Below are 17,509 nucleotides of genomic sequence, written 5' to 3' on the forward strand. Positions count from 1 at the left end.
GCTCCGCGTATCGATCTAGGAGAGTTCGGCCGTTTCCGCCGCTTCGAGCGCGAGGTCTTGGCCGCCCGCAACTACAATCTGGACATCACCTGGCTGAAGGCCGAACCCGCCGACCCCGAGGACGGCCTGACCAACGCCGAGGACATCGCCGCCGCCATCGAGACCCACCTGATGTTCGCGCTCAGGTTAGCGCGCCCCCTGCCGCCCCAGCCACTCCAGCATCACCCGAGTCGTCTCCTCCGGCCGCTCCTGCTGGATGCAGTGGCCGCTGTCGAGCGACACCACCTCGACGTTCGGCACGAAGTCGGCCATGTTCGTAAGCCTCGGCACCACATCCCGGTCGCCGTAGATCACCAGGGCGGGCTGCTGGATGATCGGGTCGACGTCTGCCAGCCGGTGCCAGTTGCGGGTGGAGTTGCGGTACCAGTTGATGCCCCCGGTGAACCCGGATGCCTCGTAGCTGGCGACGTAGACGGCCAGCTCCGCGTCGCTCATCAGCGGGTCGCCGGTCGGCTGCGCCTGCAGGGCGAGGTTCATCATCCCGTTGCCCGGTTCCGGTGCGGCGAGCGGCTGGTTCACGCGGAACAGGTTGCGCAGAAACTGCTCGGTGTTCGCGTCGAGCACGGCGTCGGCGACACCCGGGTGCCGGTTGAAGTGCACGTAGTAGAAGTCGCTGCCGAGGATGGCCTCGATGAACTCGACCCACGGCACCTCGCCGCGCAGCTGGTAGGGCACGCTGAGCGCAATTACGCCATTCACCCGGTCGGGCCGCAGCAGGGTCAGCCCCCACACGACGATCGCTCCCCAGTCGTGGCCGACGAACGTGGCATTCGCGTAGCCGTAGTGGTCGAGCAGCCCGACCAGGTCACCGGCCAGGTGGTCGAGGTCGAAGGCGGTCACCTCGGCCGGGCTCGAGGAGCGACCGAAGCCGCGCTGGTTCGGCGCGATCACGTGGTAGCCGGCGGCGACGAGGGCTGGCACCTGGTGGCGCCACGAGAACGCGAGCTCCGGCCAGCCGTGGCAGAGCACGATCGGGTTGCCGGCGTTCTCGCGGCCGGCCTCGAAGACCTCGAGCTCGATGCCGTTGACGGCGACGATGGTGGGTTCGGGGAACATGTGTTTCCTTTCGGTGGTTGGTGTGCGCCCACCGTAGGAACCATTGCGGACACCGGCTGTCCTCCGTCACCACCACACTGACGGCATGCGCAACGACCCGACCGGCCGAGCCCTGCAGCTGCTCTCCCTGCTGCAGACCCACCGGCTGTGGCGCGGCGACGAGCTCGCCGAGCGCCTCGAGACCACGGAGCGCACCGTGCGCCGCGACATCGACCGGCTGCGGGAGCTCGGATACGCGGTGGATGCCACCTCGGGCAAGCACGGAGGTTACCGCCTCGCATCGGGCGCGCACCTGCCGCCGCTCATCCTCGACGACGAGGAGGCCGTCGCGGTCGCCGTCGGACTCCGCTATGCCGCAGGAGCCGCCATCGGCGGCATGGACGAGTCGTCACTCCGCGCGCTCATGAAGATCGAGCAGCTGCTGCCGCATCGGCTGCGCCGCCGGGTGTCGGCCCTGAACGCGAGCGTCACCTCGGTGCGATGGGCAGGGGATGTCGAGGTCGTCGACCCCGAAACGCTCAACACGCTCGCCGCCGCCTGCCGCGACCTCGAGCACGTGCGCTTCGAGTACCGCAGTCGTGATGGCGCGGACAGCCCGCGGCACGTCGAGCCGCACCAGCTCGTCACGGTCGGTCGCCGGTGGTACCTCGTGGCGTGGGACACCGGCCGCGGCGACTGGCGCACGTTCCGCGTCGACCGGTTGCGGGATCCACGGCTCACGGCCACGCATTTCGCAGCCCGCGAGATTCCGGGTGGCGACGCGGCCGGGTTTGTCGAGGCGTCGATCGGGTACGTGGTCAAGACCTCGTGAGAACCGCGAAGGCCGCCGCCCCGATGTAGCTAGATCGGTGGCGACGGCCTTCGTCATCCGGTTCATCGACATCCTGCTATCGGATCAGCGTCAGCAGGTGGTAGCTGGAGTAGCGGGCTTCGCGAAGCTCGGCCACCTCAGCATCCGTGATGTAGCGCTCGGCCGAGGCCAGGCGACGAGCCCGCGCGGGGCGCCGCGCCCAGACGAGCAGGGCGAGGCCGAGCCGCAGGGCCAGGCGGTCGAGCAGTCCGACCCGGCGCACGGGGTGCGTGAGCTCGGCCTGTTGGGGAGGGTGTTCGTGAAGGCTCGTGGGAGCCGACAGCGTTGTATTCATGTGGTGGTTCCTTAAAGAAAATGACGTGCGAGTACTGAACGGGGTGGGGGCTCGCCGGCTGCGAAGACACGCGTGCCGAGGGCGCGAAGTCCGAGGGCGCAGGAGATCGAAGCCGGAGAGCCGGGCTTCGTGAGCGTCACCACCGTCTGAGCGGCGGCGAAAGCGCTAGCCGATCAGGCGGAGAGAGACGCCGACGAAGCCGGCGATGGTTCGCGATGCAAATGCATCGGTTGCGATTGCGCAATCTGGGTTCATCATTGGCCGGCTCCTTTCTTGTCTAGTGGCGTTCGACCACCGTACTAACGGTTCCACTCGAAGGGCAAGCAAAAGCGAGGATGTTATCGAAACGTGGCTGGAACAGCTGGTTACGACCAGAGGATGACGACTCGGGATGCCACTGTCGGCGATCATTCAATTGTGCCAACGCCCCGCTCCCGCCTGCTCCTCGCGGCCTTCGCCGTCTACGTCGTGCTGCTCGCGTGGATCATCCTGTGGAAGCTCGAGCTGCCGTGGATCGGCGAGGCGGCCGGGCTGCCGCGCCCGATCAAGCTCGTGCCCTTCGTGGCGAGCGGGGATGCGGGGGAGAGCAAGCCGCTCGAGGTGGTCGTGAACGCGCTGCTCTTCGTGCCCCTCGGCCTCTACCTCGGCGTGCTCACGCGCTGGCGGTGGTGGGCCGTGCTCGTGGCCGCTGCTGGATTCAGCCTCGCCCTCGAGGTGACCCAGCACCTTATCTCGGTCGGCAGCTTCGACAGCACCGACGTGATCGTGAATGCGGCGGGCGCCGCGGTCGGGCTGGTGTTGGCACGGCGGTTGGGGCTGCCGTGGCCGCGCATCCTGCTGATCGGGGGAGTAGTCGCCATCCTCGCGGTCGTCGCGTTCATCGCCTCGCCCCTGCACTACGGGCCGCAGAAGGATGTGGTGGTGCAACCACGCGCGACAATGGAGCAATGACCGCCCCCCACATCGGCTACGCCGCCATGCTCGAGCGCTTCCACCCAACGGAGGCCATCGAGCTGGCGAAGCACGCGGAGGCGAATGGCTTCACCGGGGTCATGGCCGCCGACCACTTTCAGCCGTGGGTTCCGGCGCAGGGGCAGGCATCCTTCGTCTGGAACGTGCTGAGCGCGCTCGGGCAGGTCACCACCGGCGACCTCGGCACGGGCGTTACGACCCCGACCTTTCGCGTGCACCCGGCGACGACCGCCCAGGCGAGTGCGACGCTCGCAGCCATGTACCCGGGGCGGCACTGGCTCGGGCTCGGCAGCGGCGAGGCGCTCAACGAGCGGGTGGTCGGGCAGTACTGGCCGGAGGCGCCGGAGCGCATCAACCGGCTGTTCGAGGCCATCGAGATCATCTCGAAGCTCTTCACCGGCAAGGAGGTGCGGCACGAGGGGCGCTACTTCAAGCTCGAGTCGAGTCGGCTGTGGACGATGCCAGAGGTCGCGCCAGAGATCCTCGTCGGCACGGCCGGCCCGGTCACGGCGAAGCGGGCGGGGCGCACCGTCGACGGCATCATCACCGAGAACGCTCCGCTGGAGAAGGTCGAGAGCCTGCTCAAGCGGTTCGAGGAGGGCGCCCGTGAGGGGGGCGGTGGCCGCAAGACGCGGGTGCTGCGCCTGCACCTGAGCTGGGCATCCGATCTCGAAACGGCCAAGCGCAACGCGCTCACCGAGTGGCCCAACGGCGGCATGCGGTTCGGCAAGAGCGACATCCGCTCGCCGTTCGAACTGGAGCAGATGGCGCGCATGGTGCGCATCGAGGACTTCGAGGGCCGGATGCTGGTGAGCGACGACCCCGACGCGCACCGCGCGCATATTCAGCAGTTTCTCGACCTCGGTTTCGACCGCGTCTACCTGCACAACGTCGGCCGCGACAACCAGCGCGAGTGGCTCGAGGTGTTCGGGCGCGAGGTGCTGCCGAAGCTCGTGCGCTAGGCGGCGCGAGCGGCGACCAGCTGCTCCAGCACCGCGCGCACGGGTGTCGCGGGGCGGCCGATGAGAGCTTCGAGGGCACCGCTGGTCGCCGCGAACTCGCCACGACGGGCGGCGAGGAACATGCCGAGCGAGAAGTCGGCGACCATGGGCGGCATGCCGCGTTCGATGGCGGCGGCCTTCCACGCGTCGTCATCCATCGACTCGTGCACGATCGAGCGCCCGGTGATGTCACTGAGGATGCCGGCGATCGCCGCGAGGTCGAGCGCGTCGGGCGCGGTGAGCGGCTCGGTGACACCCGCGATGCTCTGGTCGAGAAGCACTGCGACGGCCGCCTCGGCGAGGTCGACGTGGGCGGTCCACGACACGGGGCCGTCGACGGGGGTCGCGATGACCCCGGTTGCCAGTGCACGCTCCAGATGGATGTCGAGGGACGACGCGTAGAACCCGTTGCTGAGCGCGACGAACGGCACTCCAGTCTGCGCGAGGTGCTGCTGTGTGGCAGCGTGCACCGCCTGCGGGGCGAACAGCGAGTCGGATGCCGCAGCCTGGTGACCGGTGTAGATCACCCGACCGGCGCCCGCCGTGACTGCTGCATCGATGGCGGCGACGTTCGCTTCGAAAGCCCCGCCCCCGCGGATCGCGGCGGAGACGACGAGAACCTGGTCGGCGCCCTCGAACGCATGCCGCAGCGATGCCGCATCGGTGAAGTCTCCGGCGCGCACCCGAACGCCGCGGGCGGCGAGCTGCTCTGCCTGCTGGGGGTCGCGCACGCTCACGCCAACGCCCGCTGCGGGGATGCGCTCGAGGAGCGTCTCGACGATGCGGGAGCCGAGGGCTCCGGTTGCTCCGGTGACGATGATCATTGTTCTCTCCTGGTGTCAGTGGTTGTTATCGTTGATATCACTGGGACGGTAGCAGCGATATTCGCCGCTAGCAAACCGGTGTTATCGTTGCTACGTGACAGAGGAACCAGCCACCGACTCCCGTGACTCCGCGCGTTCCTCGATCGTGACCGCGGCAACCGCCCTGCTCAGAGACGGCGGCGCTCGCGCCGTGACGACGAGGGCGGTGGCCGACGCGGCGGGGGTGCAGGCTCCCACGATCTACCGGCTCTTCGGCGACAAGGACGGCCTGATCGAGGCGGTCGCCGAGCGGGTGATGGCTGAGCACGTGGCCACCAAGCAGGTCGAGAGCGACGACGCCGACCCGCTGCACAGCTTCCGCACCTCATGGCTGCAGCACATCGACTTCTGCCTCGAGAACCCCGATCTCTTCTCGATACTCAACGCTCCTGGCCGTGCTCTCGCGTCGCCGGCGACCGCAGCGGGAGCAGACGTGCTGCGCCTGCGCATCCACCGCCTTGCGCGCGCCGGGCTGCTGCAGGTGAGCGAGCAGAGAGCCCTCGACATGTTCCGGTCGGCCGCGAACGGTGCCGCGATGATCCTGCTCTCGCAGGCGAGCGAGGCGCGGGATGCGGCGCTCGCCGAGGCGATGTTCGACGCGGTGGCCATGGTCGCGATCTCCGGCTCGCCCCCGCGCGACCCCGGGGAAGACCTCGCCACCGTGGTTGGCTTCGCCACCCTCGTGCCAGAGCTGCCGGGCCTGAGTGCGCAGGAGAAGGCCCTGCTCGGCGAGTGGGTCGATCGCGCCGTGGCCGCGGCCACTTCCGGGCGCGGCTCCTCCTAGGCTGAACGCATGATGCAGGTGTGGGCTGTCGAGGGAATCCCAGAGATCGTGCCAGGGGATGACCTCGCCCAGCTGATCGGTGACCGGTTGACCGGGCTGGCCGACGGCGACATCCTCGTCGTCACCTCCAAGATCGTGAGCAAGGCAGAGGGCAGGCAGGTCGAGGCCGCAGACCGCGAGGATGCCATCACCAGCCAGACGGTTCGCCTCGTCGCCCAGCGCGGCGCGACGCGCATCGTCGAGAACCCGCTCGGCCTCGTGCTCGCGGCCGCCGGAGTCGACGCGAGCAACACGCCCGACGGCACCGTGCTGCTGCTGCCGGAGGACCCAGACCGAAGCGCGCGCGAACTGAAGGCCGCCCTCGAGGCGCGCTTCGGCATCCGGCTCGGCGTTGTCATCAGCGACACCCTCGGCCGCCCGTGGCGCCAGGGCCAGACAGACGCCGCGATCGGCGCAGCCGGACTCGTCGTGCTCGACGACCTGCGTGGGTCGACCGACGCCGTGGGGCGGCAGCTCGAGGCAACCATGACCGCGGTCGCCGACGAGGTCGCCGCAGCCGCCGACCTGGTCAAGGGCAAGGCCGCCGGCACGCCGGTCGCGGTCGTGCGGGGGCTCGCGCACCTCGTCGGCGACGCGAGCCTGCCGGGGGCGTCGAGCCTGGTGCGGCCGCCGGAGGAGGACATGTTCCGGCTCGGAACCGCGGAGGCGTACGCCGAGGGCTACGCCGCTGGCCTCGATGCCCGTGACTGAGTTCACCGTCGTCGTGCCGGTCAAGGGCGGACTGGATGCGAAGTCGCGACTCGAGAGCCCCGATCGTGCGCAGCTGGCGCTCGCCATGGCCCTCGACACCGTGGAGGCGGCGCTCGCGGTCGCGCGGGTCGTGGTCGTCGCACCGCTCGAGCTCGCCGCCGGGTTCGAGGCCCTCGGGGCGACCGTGGTCGCCGACCCCGGCGCCGGCCTCGCCGCGGCGATCGAGGCGGGGCTCGCTATCGTGCCGGCCGGCCACGGCAGCGCCGTGCTGCTCGGCGACCTGCCGGCGCTTGCGCCAGCAGAGCTCACGGCGGCTCTGGCCGCAGCCACCGAGCGCGTCATGGTGGCGGATGCCGACGGCGTCGGCACCGTGCTCATCGCGGCGCCGCCCGGCGTCACCCACACCCCCGGATTCGGCGCGGGCTCCCGCGCGCGCCACCTCGCCTCCGGCTACCGGGAGCTGCTCGACCCGCTCCCCGGCCTTCGCCGCGACGTCGACGTGCTCGCGAACCTCGAGGGGCTGTCGACCGGACCCCGCACTACAGCGCTGCTGCGGTAGCGAGCGCCTCGCCCGCGAGGGCGGCGCTCGTCGCCGGATCCCGCATCCACAGGGGCACGGCCCGCGCGGCGATCCCCGCGGCCTCGATCGCCGGCACGAGTGCCGCATCCGTGTCGTCGACGAGCCAGGCGTCGAGGAGTCCGCCGGCGCTGCGGGATCCGTAGTGCAGGGCGACGGCATCCGCAGCGGTCGCGACCCCGATGGCCGTGAGGCAGGCGTCGGCCATGCCGCGCACGACCGCGCCGGAGATGACGGGGGAGACCCCGACCACGCGGGCGGATGTCGCGGCGAGAGCCTCGCGCACCCCGGCAATCGCGACGATCGGCCCGATCGAGACCACGGGATTCGAGGGTGCGATCAGCACGACGTCGGCCGCGGCGATCGCCTCGAGCACGCCGGGTGCCGGAGTGGCGTGCTCGATGCCGTGGTGAAGGAAGGCCGTCGCAGGCAGGGCGGCGCGGTGCCTCGTCCACCATTCCTGAAAGTGCATCTCTTCTCCCGACGCGACGACGACGTGCGTCTCGACCTCCTGGTTGGTCACGGGGATGAGGTGCACGCCGAGCTGCCAGCGCACGGTGATGCGGTCGGTCGCCTCGGCGAGCGTGAGCCCGTCGCGCAGCATGCTCGTGCGCGCGAGGTGGGTGCCGATGTCGAGGTCGCCAAGGGTGAACCACGGCCAGCCGACCCCGTAGGCGCGCAGTTCTGCGCTCACGCGCTCGCTCTCGCCCACTCGACCCCAGCCGCGCTGCTCGTCGTTCTCGCCGGCGAGGGTGTACATGATCGAGTCGAGGTCTGGCGCGATGCGCACGCCAGAGAGCCACATGTCGTCGCCGACGTTGACGATGGCGGTGACCTCGGCATCGACGTGGTGTGCGTCGAGGTGGCCGCGCAGCCCGCGGAGGAAGCGGGCGCCGCCGACGCCGCCAGAGAGAACGGTGATCTTCACGGTCTCATCCTGCCTCGAACCACTATCGAGAGGGGCTCAGTTATGGGTACGCTGGCGCGATGTACTTGCTGTTCACGATCGTGCCGCTCGCGCTCCTGATCTTCGCCCTCATCGACCTCATCACGAGCGAGTCGTGGCAGATCAAGCACCTGCCCAAGCTCACCTGGGTCTTCATCATCGTCTTCCTTCCCTTTGTCGGGTCGATCGTGTGGCTCATCATCGGCAAAGACAGGAGCTTCGCGGCGTCAGAGCACATCTCGTTCGGCGACCCGCGTCGTCACGAGGAGGTGGCGTCCCGGTTCCGCAGCGAGTCGGAGGAGCTGGCAGCCATCGAGCGCGAGATCGAGCACCACGAGCGCGAGGCCCGCATCCGCCGGCTCGAGCAGCAGCTCGCCGCGCGCAAGCGTGAGAAAAACTAGACTCCCAGTGAATCGGCAGTCGATTTCTAGGCACCGTCTGGCAGACTCAAGCCTGTGATCAGCGAGCCAGCGCAGAGCAGCTTTGGCGGAGTCTCCGAGGCGGAGCCGTCGGAGCCACTGTCTATCGAGAACTTTCGCAGCCTGAGTGACGGGATCCTCGACACGGTCGAGACCGTCATCGATGGCAAACGCCACGCGGTCGAGATGGCTCTCACCGTGCTGCTGGCCGAGGGGCACCTGCTCATCGAGGATGTTCCCGGTGTCGGCAAGACAATGCTGGCCAAGGCGCTCGCCCGCACGGTCGACTGCTCGGTCAGCCGCATCCAGTTCACCCCCGACCTGCTGCCGGCCGACATCACCGGCGTCTCTGTCTACAACCAGTCGAACCGCGAGTTCGAGTTCAAGCCGGGGCCGATCTTCGCCAACCTCGTCATCGGCGACGAGATCAACCGTGCGAGCCCCAAGACGCAGTCGGCCCTGCTCGAGAGCATGGCCGAGCGCCAGGTCACCGTCGACGGCCACACCTACCAGCTCGCCGCGCCGTTCACGGTGTTCGCGACGCAGAACCCGATCGAGATGGAGGGCACCTACGCCCTTCCCGAGGCGCAGCGCGACCGCTTCATGGCTCGCGTCAGCATGGGCTACCCCGATCAGACGGCAGAGATGGCCATGCTGCGCGCTCGCGAGAACCACAGCCCGCTCGAGGATGTCGAGGCAGTCGTGTCGGCCAACCAGCTTCTCGACATGATCGCCACCGTTCGCGCCGTCTTCGTGAGCCCGGCCGTCGAGTACTACCTCGTCGCTATCGCGCAGGCCACTCGCGACGACGCTGAGCTGCGGCTCGGGGCAAGCCCCCGTGCCACCCTGCAGCTCATGCGCGCGGCCAAGGCCCGCGCGGCTCTCGCGGGCCGTGAGTTCGTGCTGCCCGACGACATCAACGCCCTCGCTACCTCGGTGCTCAGCCACCGTGTGGTCGCGGCCGCCCGGCTCAGCAGCGGCGCGCAGGTGCAGGGCGTCAGCGACATCATCACCCGCATCGTCGAGGAGACCCCCGTGCCCCTGGGGCCGACGGGCGCTGCCGCGCCAGATCGGGTCGGCGCGGTCTCGACCGGCCAGCACACCATCCGTCCGTTCGGCAGCCGCTAGAGGGTCAGGACGAGCCAGTCCACCGGTCGCCGATGAGTACCCCCAACCCGCGCTCGATCCGCCTGACCACGAGAGGCACCGTCTTCGGCGCGGCCGGAGTCGTGCTCGTCGTCATGGCCTACGTCGATGGCAACCGCCTGCTGCTGCTCGTTGGCGGCCTGTTGCTCGGCCTCGTCGGGGTGGCGGCCGCTCTCGCCCGGTTCCGCAGCATGCGCCTCGCGATCACGCGCTCGTTCTGGCCGTCTCCGGTGCCGGCCACGACACCGGTGGCCGTCTCGATCGACGCGTCGAACCTCGCCTCGATGCGCTCTGCTCCGCTCTACTGGAACGACTCGCTGCCATGGCGACCGCTTGCGACCGACCCGGTGCGCCTCGACCCGCTCGGCTCCACCTCCGGTCGCGCGGCCGATCGCCGGGCGACGCTTGGCTACACCCTTCGCCCACCTCGCCGCGGTGTGTTCGGCGTCGGGCCGCTGCAGGTCGCCTACAGCGACCCCTTCGGCCTCGCCGTCGGCTTCATGTCGATCGGCGGAACGAGCGAGCTCATCGTCACGCCCTTCGTGACAGACCTGCCGCTCAACGGACTGTGGCTCGAAGCGCCCGACGGCAGCGCTCGCCTCGTGCAGGCCACCGGTGTCGGCAACGCCGACGACCTCATGACGCGGGAGTACCGCCGAGGAGACGCCCTTCGCCGCGTGCACTGGCGAGCCTCGGCGCGGCACGGCGAGCTCATGGTGCGGCAGGAGGAGCAGCGCGCCTACCCAGAGGCGACGATCGTGCTCGACACCCGCCGGGCCAGCTACCCCGACCGGCTGGAGCAGATTCCGGCTCGCGGCGAGGTCACGTGGTTCAGCGAGTCGTTCGAGTGGGGTGTCGCGATGTTCGCCTCGCTCGGGGTGCACCTGCACCGCGCAGGGTTCGTCGTGCACGTTCTCGAGTCCTCGACGAGTCAGGCGATAGAGCTGGCGGATGACGAGGCCCGCATGGGAAGGGAGTCCGACTTCCTGCTGAGCCTGGCTGGCATCCGGCTGCTCGCGGAGTACGGGCGCCCCGCTGACGTCTCGCCAGCGGAGGGCCCGGTGTTCGCGATCGCGGCGCAGCCCGACGCCGACACCCTGAAATGGCTCACCTCCATCAAGCGCCCGTTCGAGCTCGGCGTCGTCTTCGTGATCGGCGCGGCCGGCGACATCGCGACCCCGCTGGAGGATGCGGGCTGGACGGTCGTGCTCGTCGATCCGTGGACCGACCCCGCCGTCGCATGGGATGTCGTCGCAGAGCAGCTGGGACTCACTCGTGGCGAGGACTGACACGCGCCCGGTCCAGCGCGCGGCGTACGTGCCGCCCACCTGGCCGCTCAACCTCGCCATGGTGCTTGCCCTCGGCTTCGCCTTCTCCGGGCTCAACGCGATCTTCGAGGAGCCGTCGTGGTGGTTCGTCGTCGCCGGCTTCATCGGCGCGGTGACCTTCGGCCTCGCGGCCGTGCGCGCCTTCACCCGATGGGACGGCTGGGCGCCGATCGCCGGCGTCGTTGTGCTCGTCGTCTGCCTCAGCTTCTCCTTCGCCCCCGGCCAGTCGCTGCTCGGATTCATACCGACCGTGGATACGCTCGCCACCTTCTCTGCGCTCGTCGGCGCCGGCTTCCTCTCGATCAGCAACCAGGGCGTGCCGGCGGAGGCGACGACGGGCATCGTGTTCCTGCTCGCGGCGGGTGCTGGGCTGCTGACGATCGCAACGGATGCCATCGCGATCGTGGCGAAGCGGCCGGCGCTCGTCGGCATCCCTCTCGGCGTGCTCCTGGCCGTTCCCTCGATCTTCGAACCAAGCCAGGCCGACCCGTGGGTGTTCATGCTCACGGCGGCCGCCTACCTGCTGCTGCTCTACCTCGGCATCGGCGAGGCGAGAACGGGCGGTGCGCTCGGGGTCGCGGCGGCGGGTCTCGCGGTCGCCCTCGTGCTTCCCCTCGTGGCGCCGCCGTCGAGCACGGCGCCGGAGGACGCCTCCACTGGCACGGGGTTCACCATCGGCATCAACACCTTCATCGCCCTCGGCGACAACCTGCGAAGGCCGAAGCCGTCGCGCGTGCTCGAGTACACCACCACCTCCGGGGTCGGGCAGTACCTGACCGTGTCGTCGATCGACAACTTCACCGGCTCGCAATGGAAGCCGGCCGCGCCGTCCAACGAGCGAAGCGATCGGGGGCTCCTCGATATCGGCCCGATCCCCGGCCTCGACGCCGACGTCGAGGTCGAGCGCACGACGACGACCGTCGACATCTTCAACATGGGCGGGCGGTTCGCGCCGGTGCCATACGCACCCTCCCGCGTGATCGGCCTGAGCGAGGACTGGTCGTTCGACCCGGAGAGCCTCACCATCACCTCGGCCGGCGACTCGGCTCGTGGAGCCGAGTACGAGGTGCGCAGCGTGCACGCCACCCCGACGGTGCAGCAGCTGCGTGCCGCGGGTGCGCCCCCGGCGGAGTTCGACCGTTACCTCGTGCTGCCGGACGGCCTCGCCCCGATCGTCGCAGAGACCGCGGCGTCGGTCGTCGCCGAGGCGGGAGCGACGACGGCCTTCGACGAGGCGATCGCGTTGCAGTCGTACTTCACCGACGGGGGCTTCGAGTACTCGGAGCAGGCTCCGGTCGAGCAGGACTACGACGGCACCAGTGCCGAGGTCGTCGGCCGGTTCCTCGAGGCAAAGAGCGGCTACTGCGTGCACTTCTCCTCCGCGATGGCAGTCATGGCGCGGTCGCTCGGCATTCCCGCTCGCATTGCCGTCGGCTTCACGCCGGGCGACTACGTGACCGGGAGCAACGACGACGAGAAGGAGCCGTACTACCTCGTGACGACGGCGAACCTGCACGCCTGGCCAGAGCTCTACTTCGAGGGCATCGGCTGGGTGCGGTTCGAACCGACCGTCGGCCGTGGCGACATCCCGACCTTCGCCGACGACAGGTCAGACGAGACCGATCCCTCGGCGAGCCCGAGCCCCTCGGCGTCGAGTTCTGCTGGTGCACGACCGACAGCGTCGGCCAGCGCGAGCCCCTCCCCATCGGCAACGCCCAACGCCGGCCTCGACATCGGCAGCGCCGTTGTCGCGACGGTCACCGTCGCCGCCCTCGGCATCGGCGCCATCGTCGTGCTGCTGCTTCCCCTGCTTCCCGCACTCGTGCGGCTCGCCCGTCGCGCCCGCCGCTACTGGCTCGTCTGGCGACGGTCGTCGGCGAGCGCCGCATGGGCAGAGCTCAGCGATACCGCCATCGACCTCGGATGGAAGGCGTCGGCAACGACGCCGCAGGAGTTCGAAGACCTCGTTCGGCCCGGCATGCCCGACCGCGCGACGGCCGCACTCGAGCGGCTGCGGTCGGCCATCGAGTTCACCGCCTACTCCCGCACACCGGAGTCGTCGCGCCTCGCCGACCTGCGTATCGTTCGCCGCGCCATGCGGGCGGCATCCAGCCGCAACGACCGGATGCGGGCTCGCTTCACTCCGCGATCGGTGGTTCTGCGCGGCTGGAGAAGGCGATGAGCGCAGCGCCGGTCACCGGGTGCTCGAGGATCGACGCCGTCACCCCGTAGACCCGCCCGATGGTCTCTGCCGTGAACACGTCGCGCGGCGCACCGGCGGCAACCACGCGGCCGGCGGAGAGCACGACGACCGTGTCGGCGTAGCTCGCGGCGAGGTTGAGGTCGTGCAGCGCGCACAGCACCCCCATGCCCTCGTCGGCGAGCTCGCGCACGAGCGCGAGGGTCGAGAGCTGGGCGCTCACGTCGAGGTGGTTGGTCGGCTCGTCGAGCAGCAGCAGGCGCCCCTGCTGGGCGAGGGCGCGGGCGAGCTGCACCCGCTGGCGCTCCCCGCCAGAGAGGGTGGAGAAGTCGCGCGCGGCGAAGGCGGAGACGCCCGCCTGCCGCATCGCCTGCTCGATGGCCGCGAGGTCGGCGGCAGAGCCCGTCGACAGCAGGCTCGAGTGGGGAGTGCGGCCGAGGGCGACGACGTCGCGCACCGAGAGGGAGAGCTCTGTTGCCGCATCCTGCTCGACGAGCGACACGATGCGGGCGCGCTCCCGGCGCGGGATCGCGGCCCAGTCGCGGTCGCCGGCGGGCGAGCTCAGGGTGATGCGGCCGGCATCCGTTCTCGCTGTTCCGGCGAGAGCGCGGATGAGGCTCGACTTTCCGGCGCCGTTCGGCCCGATCAGCGCCGTGACGGTGCCGGGCCGCACCTGCAGGTCGACGCCGTCGACCACGAGTCGGCCGCCGAGCCGCACCGAGGTGCCGGTGGCAGAGAGGCCATCCGTGCTCATCGCGCCCTCCGACCGACAAGCAGCACAACGAAGAGCGGCGCGCCGACGATCGCCGTGACGATGCCGACGGGAAGCTCGCGCGGGTCGAACGCCGAGCGCGCGACCGTGTCGGCCCAGACGAGGAACACCGCGCCGAGCAGAGCGCTGAGCGGCAGCACGGCGCGGTTGCCCGCTCCGACCACGAGGCGAACGGCATGGGGCAGCACGAGGCCGACGAAGCCGATCGACCCGGAGACACTGACCATCGCGCCCGTGAGCAAGGCGGTGGCGACGAGCAGCACCCAGCGGGTGCGGTCGACGGAGACGCCGAGGGATGCCGCAGCGGTGTCCCCGAACGCGAACGCATCGAGGGTGCGCCCCGCAAACGCGAGCGGAACCGCCACGAGCAGCACCGCGCCGACGGAGATGGCGACGGCCGGCCATCGCGCCCCCGCGAGCGAGCCGAGCAGCCACCCGATGATCTCGCGGTAGGAGTCGCCCGTCGCGGTCCAGAAGATGACGAGACTCGTAACCGCTGCCGCGATGCTCGAGACGGCGACGCCGGCGAGCACGGTGCGGGCAGGGGTGAGCGGGCCGGCCGCCCTCGCGATGACGAGAGTCGAGACGAGGGCGGCGAGCGCGCCGAGGAAGGCCGCGGGCGGCAGCAGTGCTGTCACGCCGAGCACGAGCACGGCAACCGCGCCGAGGGAAGCCCCGCCAGAGAGCCCGAGAAGGTACGGGTCGGCGAGCGGGTTGCGCGTCACCGCCTGCATGACCGCCCCGCTGACCGCGAGCCCGGCGCCGACGGCTGCAGCCGTGATCACCCGCGGCAGCCGCAGCTCCCAGACGATCCCGTCGCGCAGCACGCTCTCTGGAGCGGGGCCGAGGCCGAGATGGTGCGCCACGCTGGCGACGATCTCGGCGGGGCTGAGGTCGGCCGGGCCGATCGCGACGGCGAGCACGATGGAGGCGAGCAGCAGCACGGCGAGCGCCGCCGCGAGAACCCGCGCCCGCACCATGCCTACAGTGCCTTCAGCTGGGCGGCGAGGTCGAGGGTTGCCGGCACCGTGCGCACGCCGGCCTCGCCGGCGGCGAACGGGATGACGAGGTAGCGCTCGTTGACGACCGCGTCGAGCGAGGCCATGGCCGGGTTCGCCGCGAGGAATGCCTTCTTCGACGCGATGGTGTTCCAGCTCGCGTCGACGAGCACGATGACGTCGGGGTTGGCGGCGACGATGGCCTCGACCGAGAGGGGCGACCAGGTGTCGTCGATGTCGGCGGCGATGTTGGCAAGGCCGAGCGCATCCATGACCATCTGCGGGGTGCCGGTTCCGGCGCCGACGTATGGCACGTCGGTGCCAGACGACCACCAGAGGGCGGTGAGGCCGCGCTCGTCTGGTGTGACGGCATCCAGTTCTTCCCGCTGCTGCGTGACGAGCGCAGCCGCCTCGTCGGCTGCACCGAAGACCGCGCCGGCCTCCTCGATGTCGTCGAACAGGCCGTCGAACGTCATCCGCTGCGGCTTGCCCTCGCCCTTGCACGCGGAGGGGGAGACGTAGCTGCCGACCCCAAGTGCCTCGAGCTCTGCTCGCTCACCCGCGGCCTCCGGGGTGAACGCCGACTCCCAGCCGGAGAACACGAGGTCTGGCTCGAGGTCGAGCACCGCTCCCTCGCCGGGCATGAAGTCCGAGATCACGGGCAGGCCGGCCGGCGGCTCTCCGTCTTGGAAGGCGACGCCGACGATGCGCTCCTCGAGGCCGAGGGCCACGAGCAGGTCGGTCGAGGTCGACTTGATCGAGACGATTCGCTGCGGTGGGGAGTCGACCGTGAGCTCGAAGCCGCAGTTGGTGACGGCGACGGGCCCAGCCGCGGTCGGAGCGGGCTGCGGTGCCGCAGCGCAGCCCGTAAGCAGCACGAGAACAGCGGGAATGAGGGCGAGGGAGCGGTTCATGGATCCTTTCTCGGGCAGCGTGAACGGGGTCAGCACGGCGAGAAACGCCGCGACACAGACCGGCTGCTCCACATCAGGAGACAACGCGCCGCGCCAGATCGGGCACGGGGGTCACTCACAGTCTATTTACCCGCCGAGCTATTTACCCTGCCGTCACAAAGGGAAACAATGGGGAAACCTCGGCCACCAATACTGAGGGTCTAGCGGGAGGATTATCTTCACCATGGCAGTCGTTCGAGCAGCAATCACCCAGACCACATGGACAGGCGACAAGGAGTCGATGCTCGACAAGCACGAGCAGTTCGCCCGCGACGCAGCGGCAGCTGGTGCGCAGGTCATCTGCTTCCAGGAGCTCTTCTACGGCCCGTACTTCGGCATCACGGAGGACAAGAAGTACTACCGCTACGCGGAGCCGGCCGACGGCCCCATCGTGCAGCGCTTCGCCGCCCTCGCCAAGGAGCTGAATCTCGTGATGATCCTCCCGATCTACGAGGAGGACATCACCGGGGTCTACTACAACACCGCGGTGGTGGTGGATGCCGACGGCACCATCCTCGGCAAGTACCGCAAGCACCACATCCCGCACCTCGACCGATTCTGGGAGAAGTTCTACTTTCGGCCCGGCAACCTCGGCTACCCCGTCTTCGACACCGCCGTCGGCAAGATCGGCGTCTATATCTGCTATGACCGGCATTTTCCTGAGGGATGGCGCGAGCTCGGCCTGGGTGGCGCGCACATGGTGTTCAACCCCAACGCCACCAAGCCCGGTCTCTCCAACCGCCTCTGGGAGGTCGAAGGGCCGTGCGCGGCCGTGGCCAACGGCTATTTCGTGCTGCAGCCCAACCGGGTCGGCCGGGAGGACAACGAGTACGGAGAGCTCGCCGTCGACTTCTACGGCACGAGCCAGGTGATCGACCCGCGCGGCAACTTCGTGGGGGAGCGCGGCTCCGGTTCGAGCGAGGAGATCCTCATTCGCGACCTCGACATGGACATGGTGCAGCAGATGCGCGACGACTGGCAGTTCTACCGCGACCGTCGCCCCGACTCCTACACCTCGATCACCAAGCCGTAGTCGCAAGGAGGCCACCATGGCAAAGACACTGATCACCAACGGAACCGTCGTCGGAGCCACGGGCCGAGCCCTCGCCGATGTGCTCGTGGATGGCGAGACGATCGCCGCGGTGCTCGCCCCCGGGTCGAGCCTGCTCGGCTTCGACCTGGCCGCCAACGTCGACACCGTGATCGACGCGGCGGGCAAGTACGTGATTCCCGGCGGAATCGACGCGCACACCCACATGGAGCTGCCGTTCGGCGGCACCGCCGCCTCTGACACCTTCGAGACGGGCACCCGGGCCGCGGCGTGGGGAGGCACGACGACGATCATCGACTTCGCCGTGCAGACCTACGGCCAGCGCGTCATGGACGGCCTCACCGCCTGGCACGCGAAGGCACAGGGCAACTGCGCCATCGACTACGCGTTCCACCAGATCATCGGCGAGGTCAACGACGACTCGCTGCAGGCGATGCGGGCGCTGCCCGACGAGGGGGTCTCGAGCTTCAAGCTGTTCATGGCATACC

Annotated in this window: 19 protein-coding genes; 12 read left to right on the plus strand and 7 right to left on the minus strand. The window is 69.7% G+C overall.

From position 1 onward, the window contains the following. Window positions 1-186: 186 nt before the first annotated feature. Window positions 187-1,116, minus strand: a complete 930-nt coding sequence (locus AC14A7_RS06060) for an alpha/beta fold hydrolase (RefSeq protein ID WP_484007226.1) — start codon at window positions 1,114-1,116, stop codon at window positions 187-189. An 85-nt stretch (window positions 1,117-1,201) separates the two neighbouring features. Between AC14A7_RS06060 and AC14A7_RS06065 the strand changes: the two genes are divergently transcribed. Beyond that, the gene (locus AC14A7_RS06065) at window positions 1,202-1,927 is read left to right on the plus strand and encodes a helix-turn-helix transcriptional regulator (RefSeq protein ID WP_484007228.1); all 726 of its coding nucleotides are present in this window, start codon (window positions 1,202-1,204) and stop codon (window positions 1,925-1,927) included. A gap of 76 nt (window positions 1,928-2,003) precedes the next feature. On the opposite strand, the gene AC14A7_RS06070 is transcribed toward AC14A7_RS06065, so the two are convergent. Then, the gene (locus AC14A7_RS06070; RefSeq protein WP_484007230.1) at window positions 2,004-2,261 is read right to left on the minus strand and encodes a hypothetical protein; all 258 of its coding nucleotides are present in this window, start codon (window positions 2,259-2,261) and stop codon (window positions 2,004-2,006) included. A gap of 417 nt (window positions 2,262-2,678) precedes the next feature. Here AC14A7_RS06070 and AC14A7_RS06075 point away from each other — a divergent pair, with 417 nt between their 5' ends. Both AC14A7_RS06075 and AC14A7_RS06080 read left to right on the plus strand, forming a co-directional pair. Further along, window positions 2,679-3,212 (plus strand): VanZ family protein, encoded by a 534-nt coding sequence (locus AC14A7_RS06075; RefSeq protein WP_484007232.1) that lies wholly within the window; start codon window positions 2,679-2,681, stop codon window positions 3,210-3,212. Next, window positions 3,209-4,195, plus strand: a complete 987-nt coding sequence (locus tag AC14A7_RS06080; RefSeq protein ID WP_484007233.1) for a TIGR03557 family F420-dependent LLM class oxidoreductase — start codon at window positions 3,209-3,211, stop codon at window positions 4,193-4,195. The genes AC14A7_RS06075 and AC14A7_RS06080 overlap by 4 nt, the downstream gene beginning before the upstream one ends. On the opposite strand, the gene AC14A7_RS06085 is transcribed toward AC14A7_RS06080, so the two are convergent. Next, on the minus strand, window positions 4,192-5,058 hold the full coding sequence (locus AC14A7_RS06085; protein ID WP_484007235.1) for an NmrA family NAD(P)-binding protein: 867 nt from the start codon (window positions 5,056-5,058) through the stop codon (window positions 4,192-4,194). The genes AC14A7_RS06080 and AC14A7_RS06085 overlap by 4 nt on opposite strands. Window positions 5,059-5,152: 94 nt before the next feature. Here AC14A7_RS06085 and AC14A7_RS06090 point away from each other — a divergent pair, with 94 nt between their 5' ends. Genes AC14A7_RS06090 through cofC form a run of 3 tightly spaced genes read left to right on the plus strand, consistent with a single transcriptional unit; the run spans window position 5,153 to window position 7,190 of the window. Continuing rightward, a complete protein-coding gene (locus AC14A7_RS06090) occupies window positions 5,153-5,881 on the plus strand; it encodes a TetR/AcrR family transcriptional regulator (protein WP_484007237.1) in 729 nt (242 codons plus the stop codon). Window positions 5,882-5,890: 9 nt separating this feature from the next. Then, window positions 5,891-6,631, plus strand: a complete 741-nt coding sequence (locus AC14A7_RS06095; protein WP_484007239.1) for a coenzyme F420-0:L-glutamate ligase — start codon at window positions 5,891-5,893, stop codon at window positions 6,629-6,631. Beyond that, a complete protein-coding gene (gene cofC / locus AC14A7_RS06100; protein ID WP_484007241.1) occupies window positions 6,624-7,190 on the plus strand; it encodes a 2-phospho-L-lactate guanylyltransferase in 567 nt (188 codons plus the stop codon). Before AC14A7_RS06095 ends, cofC begins: the two co-directional genes overlap by 8 nt. Here cofC and cofD read toward each other — a convergent pair. Beyond that, window positions 7,171-8,136, minus strand: a complete 966-nt coding sequence (cofD, locus tag AC14A7_RS06105; protein WP_484007243.1) for a 2-phospho-L-lactate transferase — start codon at window positions 8,134-8,136, stop codon at window positions 7,171-7,173. The two genes, cofC and cofD, sit on opposite strands and share 20 nt — an antisense overlap. A gap of 59 nt (window positions 8,137-8,195) precedes the next feature. On the opposite strand from cofD, the gene AC14A7_RS06110 reads away from it, so the two are divergent. Genes AC14A7_RS06110 through AC14A7_RS06125 form a run of 4 tightly spaced genes read left to right on the plus strand, consistent with a single transcriptional unit; the run spans window position 8,196 to window position 13,229 of the window. Then, window positions 8,196-8,555: a PLD nuclease N-terminal domain-containing protein gene (locus tag AC14A7_RS06110; RefSeq protein ID WP_484007244.1), complete on the plus strand. Its 360-nt coding sequence runs from the start codon at window positions 8,196-8,198 to the stop codon at window positions 8,553-8,555. Window positions 8,556-8,612: 57 nt separating this feature from the next. Next, window positions 8,613-9,701 carry an AAA family ATPase gene (locus tag AC14A7_RS06115; RefSeq protein ID WP_484007256.1) on the plus strand — a complete coding sequence of 363 codons (1,089 nt, stop codon included), beginning with the start codon at window positions 8,613-8,615 and terminating at the stop codon, window positions 9,699-9,701. A gap of 32 nt (window positions 9,702-9,733) precedes the next feature. Beyond that, window positions 9,734-11,008 carry a DUF58 domain-containing protein gene (locus AC14A7_RS06120; protein WP_484007246.1) on the plus strand — a complete coding sequence of 425 codons (1,275 nt, stop codon included), beginning with the start codon at window positions 9,734-9,736 and terminating at the stop codon, window positions 11,006-11,008. After that, a complete protein-coding gene (locus tag AC14A7_RS06125; RefSeq protein ID WP_484007248.1) occupies window positions 10,995-13,229 on the plus strand; it encodes a transglutaminase TgpA family protein in 2,235 nt (744 codons plus the stop codon). Before AC14A7_RS06120 ends, AC14A7_RS06125 begins: the two co-directional genes overlap by 14 nt. Here AC14A7_RS06125 and AC14A7_RS06130 read toward each other — a convergent pair. The 3 genes from AC14A7_RS06130 to AC14A7_RS06140 are packed head-to-tail and all read right to left on the minus strand — an operon-like array spanning window position 13,186 to window position 15,931. Then, window positions 13,186-14,001, minus strand: coding sequence for a heme ABC transporter ATP-binding protein (locus AC14A7_RS06130; protein WP_484007249.1), 816 nt, complete (start codon window positions 13,999-14,001; stop codon window positions 13,186-13,188). The genes AC14A7_RS06125 and AC14A7_RS06130 overlap by 44 nt on opposite strands. Beyond that, entirely contained in the window at window positions 13,998-14,999 is a 1,002-nt protein-coding gene (locus AC14A7_RS06135) for a putative F420-0 ABC transporter permease subunit (RefSeq protein WP_484007251.1), read from the minus strand. The genes AC14A7_RS06130 and AC14A7_RS06135 overlap by 4 nt, the downstream gene beginning before the upstream one ends. 2 nt (window positions 15,000-15,001) lie before the next feature. Further along, entirely contained in the window at window positions 15,002-15,931 is a 930-nt protein-coding gene (locus AC14A7_RS06140) for an ABC transporter substrate-binding protein (protein WP_484007253.1), read from the minus strand. Between the two features lie 223 nt (window positions 15,932-16,154). Between AC14A7_RS06140 and AC14A7_RS06145 the strand changes: the two genes are divergently transcribed. Together AC14A7_RS06145 and AC14A7_RS06150 are read left to right on the plus strand one after the other, a co-directional pair. Continuing rightward, window positions 16,155-17,003 carry a nitrilase-related carbon-nitrogen hydrolase gene (locus AC14A7_RS06145; RefSeq protein ID WP_484007254.1) on the plus strand — a complete coding sequence of 283 codons (849 nt, stop codon included), beginning with the start codon at window positions 16,155-16,157 and terminating at the stop codon, window positions 17,001-17,003. Window positions 17,004-17,019: 16 nt separating this feature from the next. Further along, window positions 17,020-17,509 (plus strand): amidohydrolase family protein (locus AC14A7_RS06150; RefSeq protein WP_484007255.1); only part of this gene is annotated, 490 nt, incomplete at its 3' end.

Source organism: Conyzicola sp. (genome assembly GCF_057073975.1).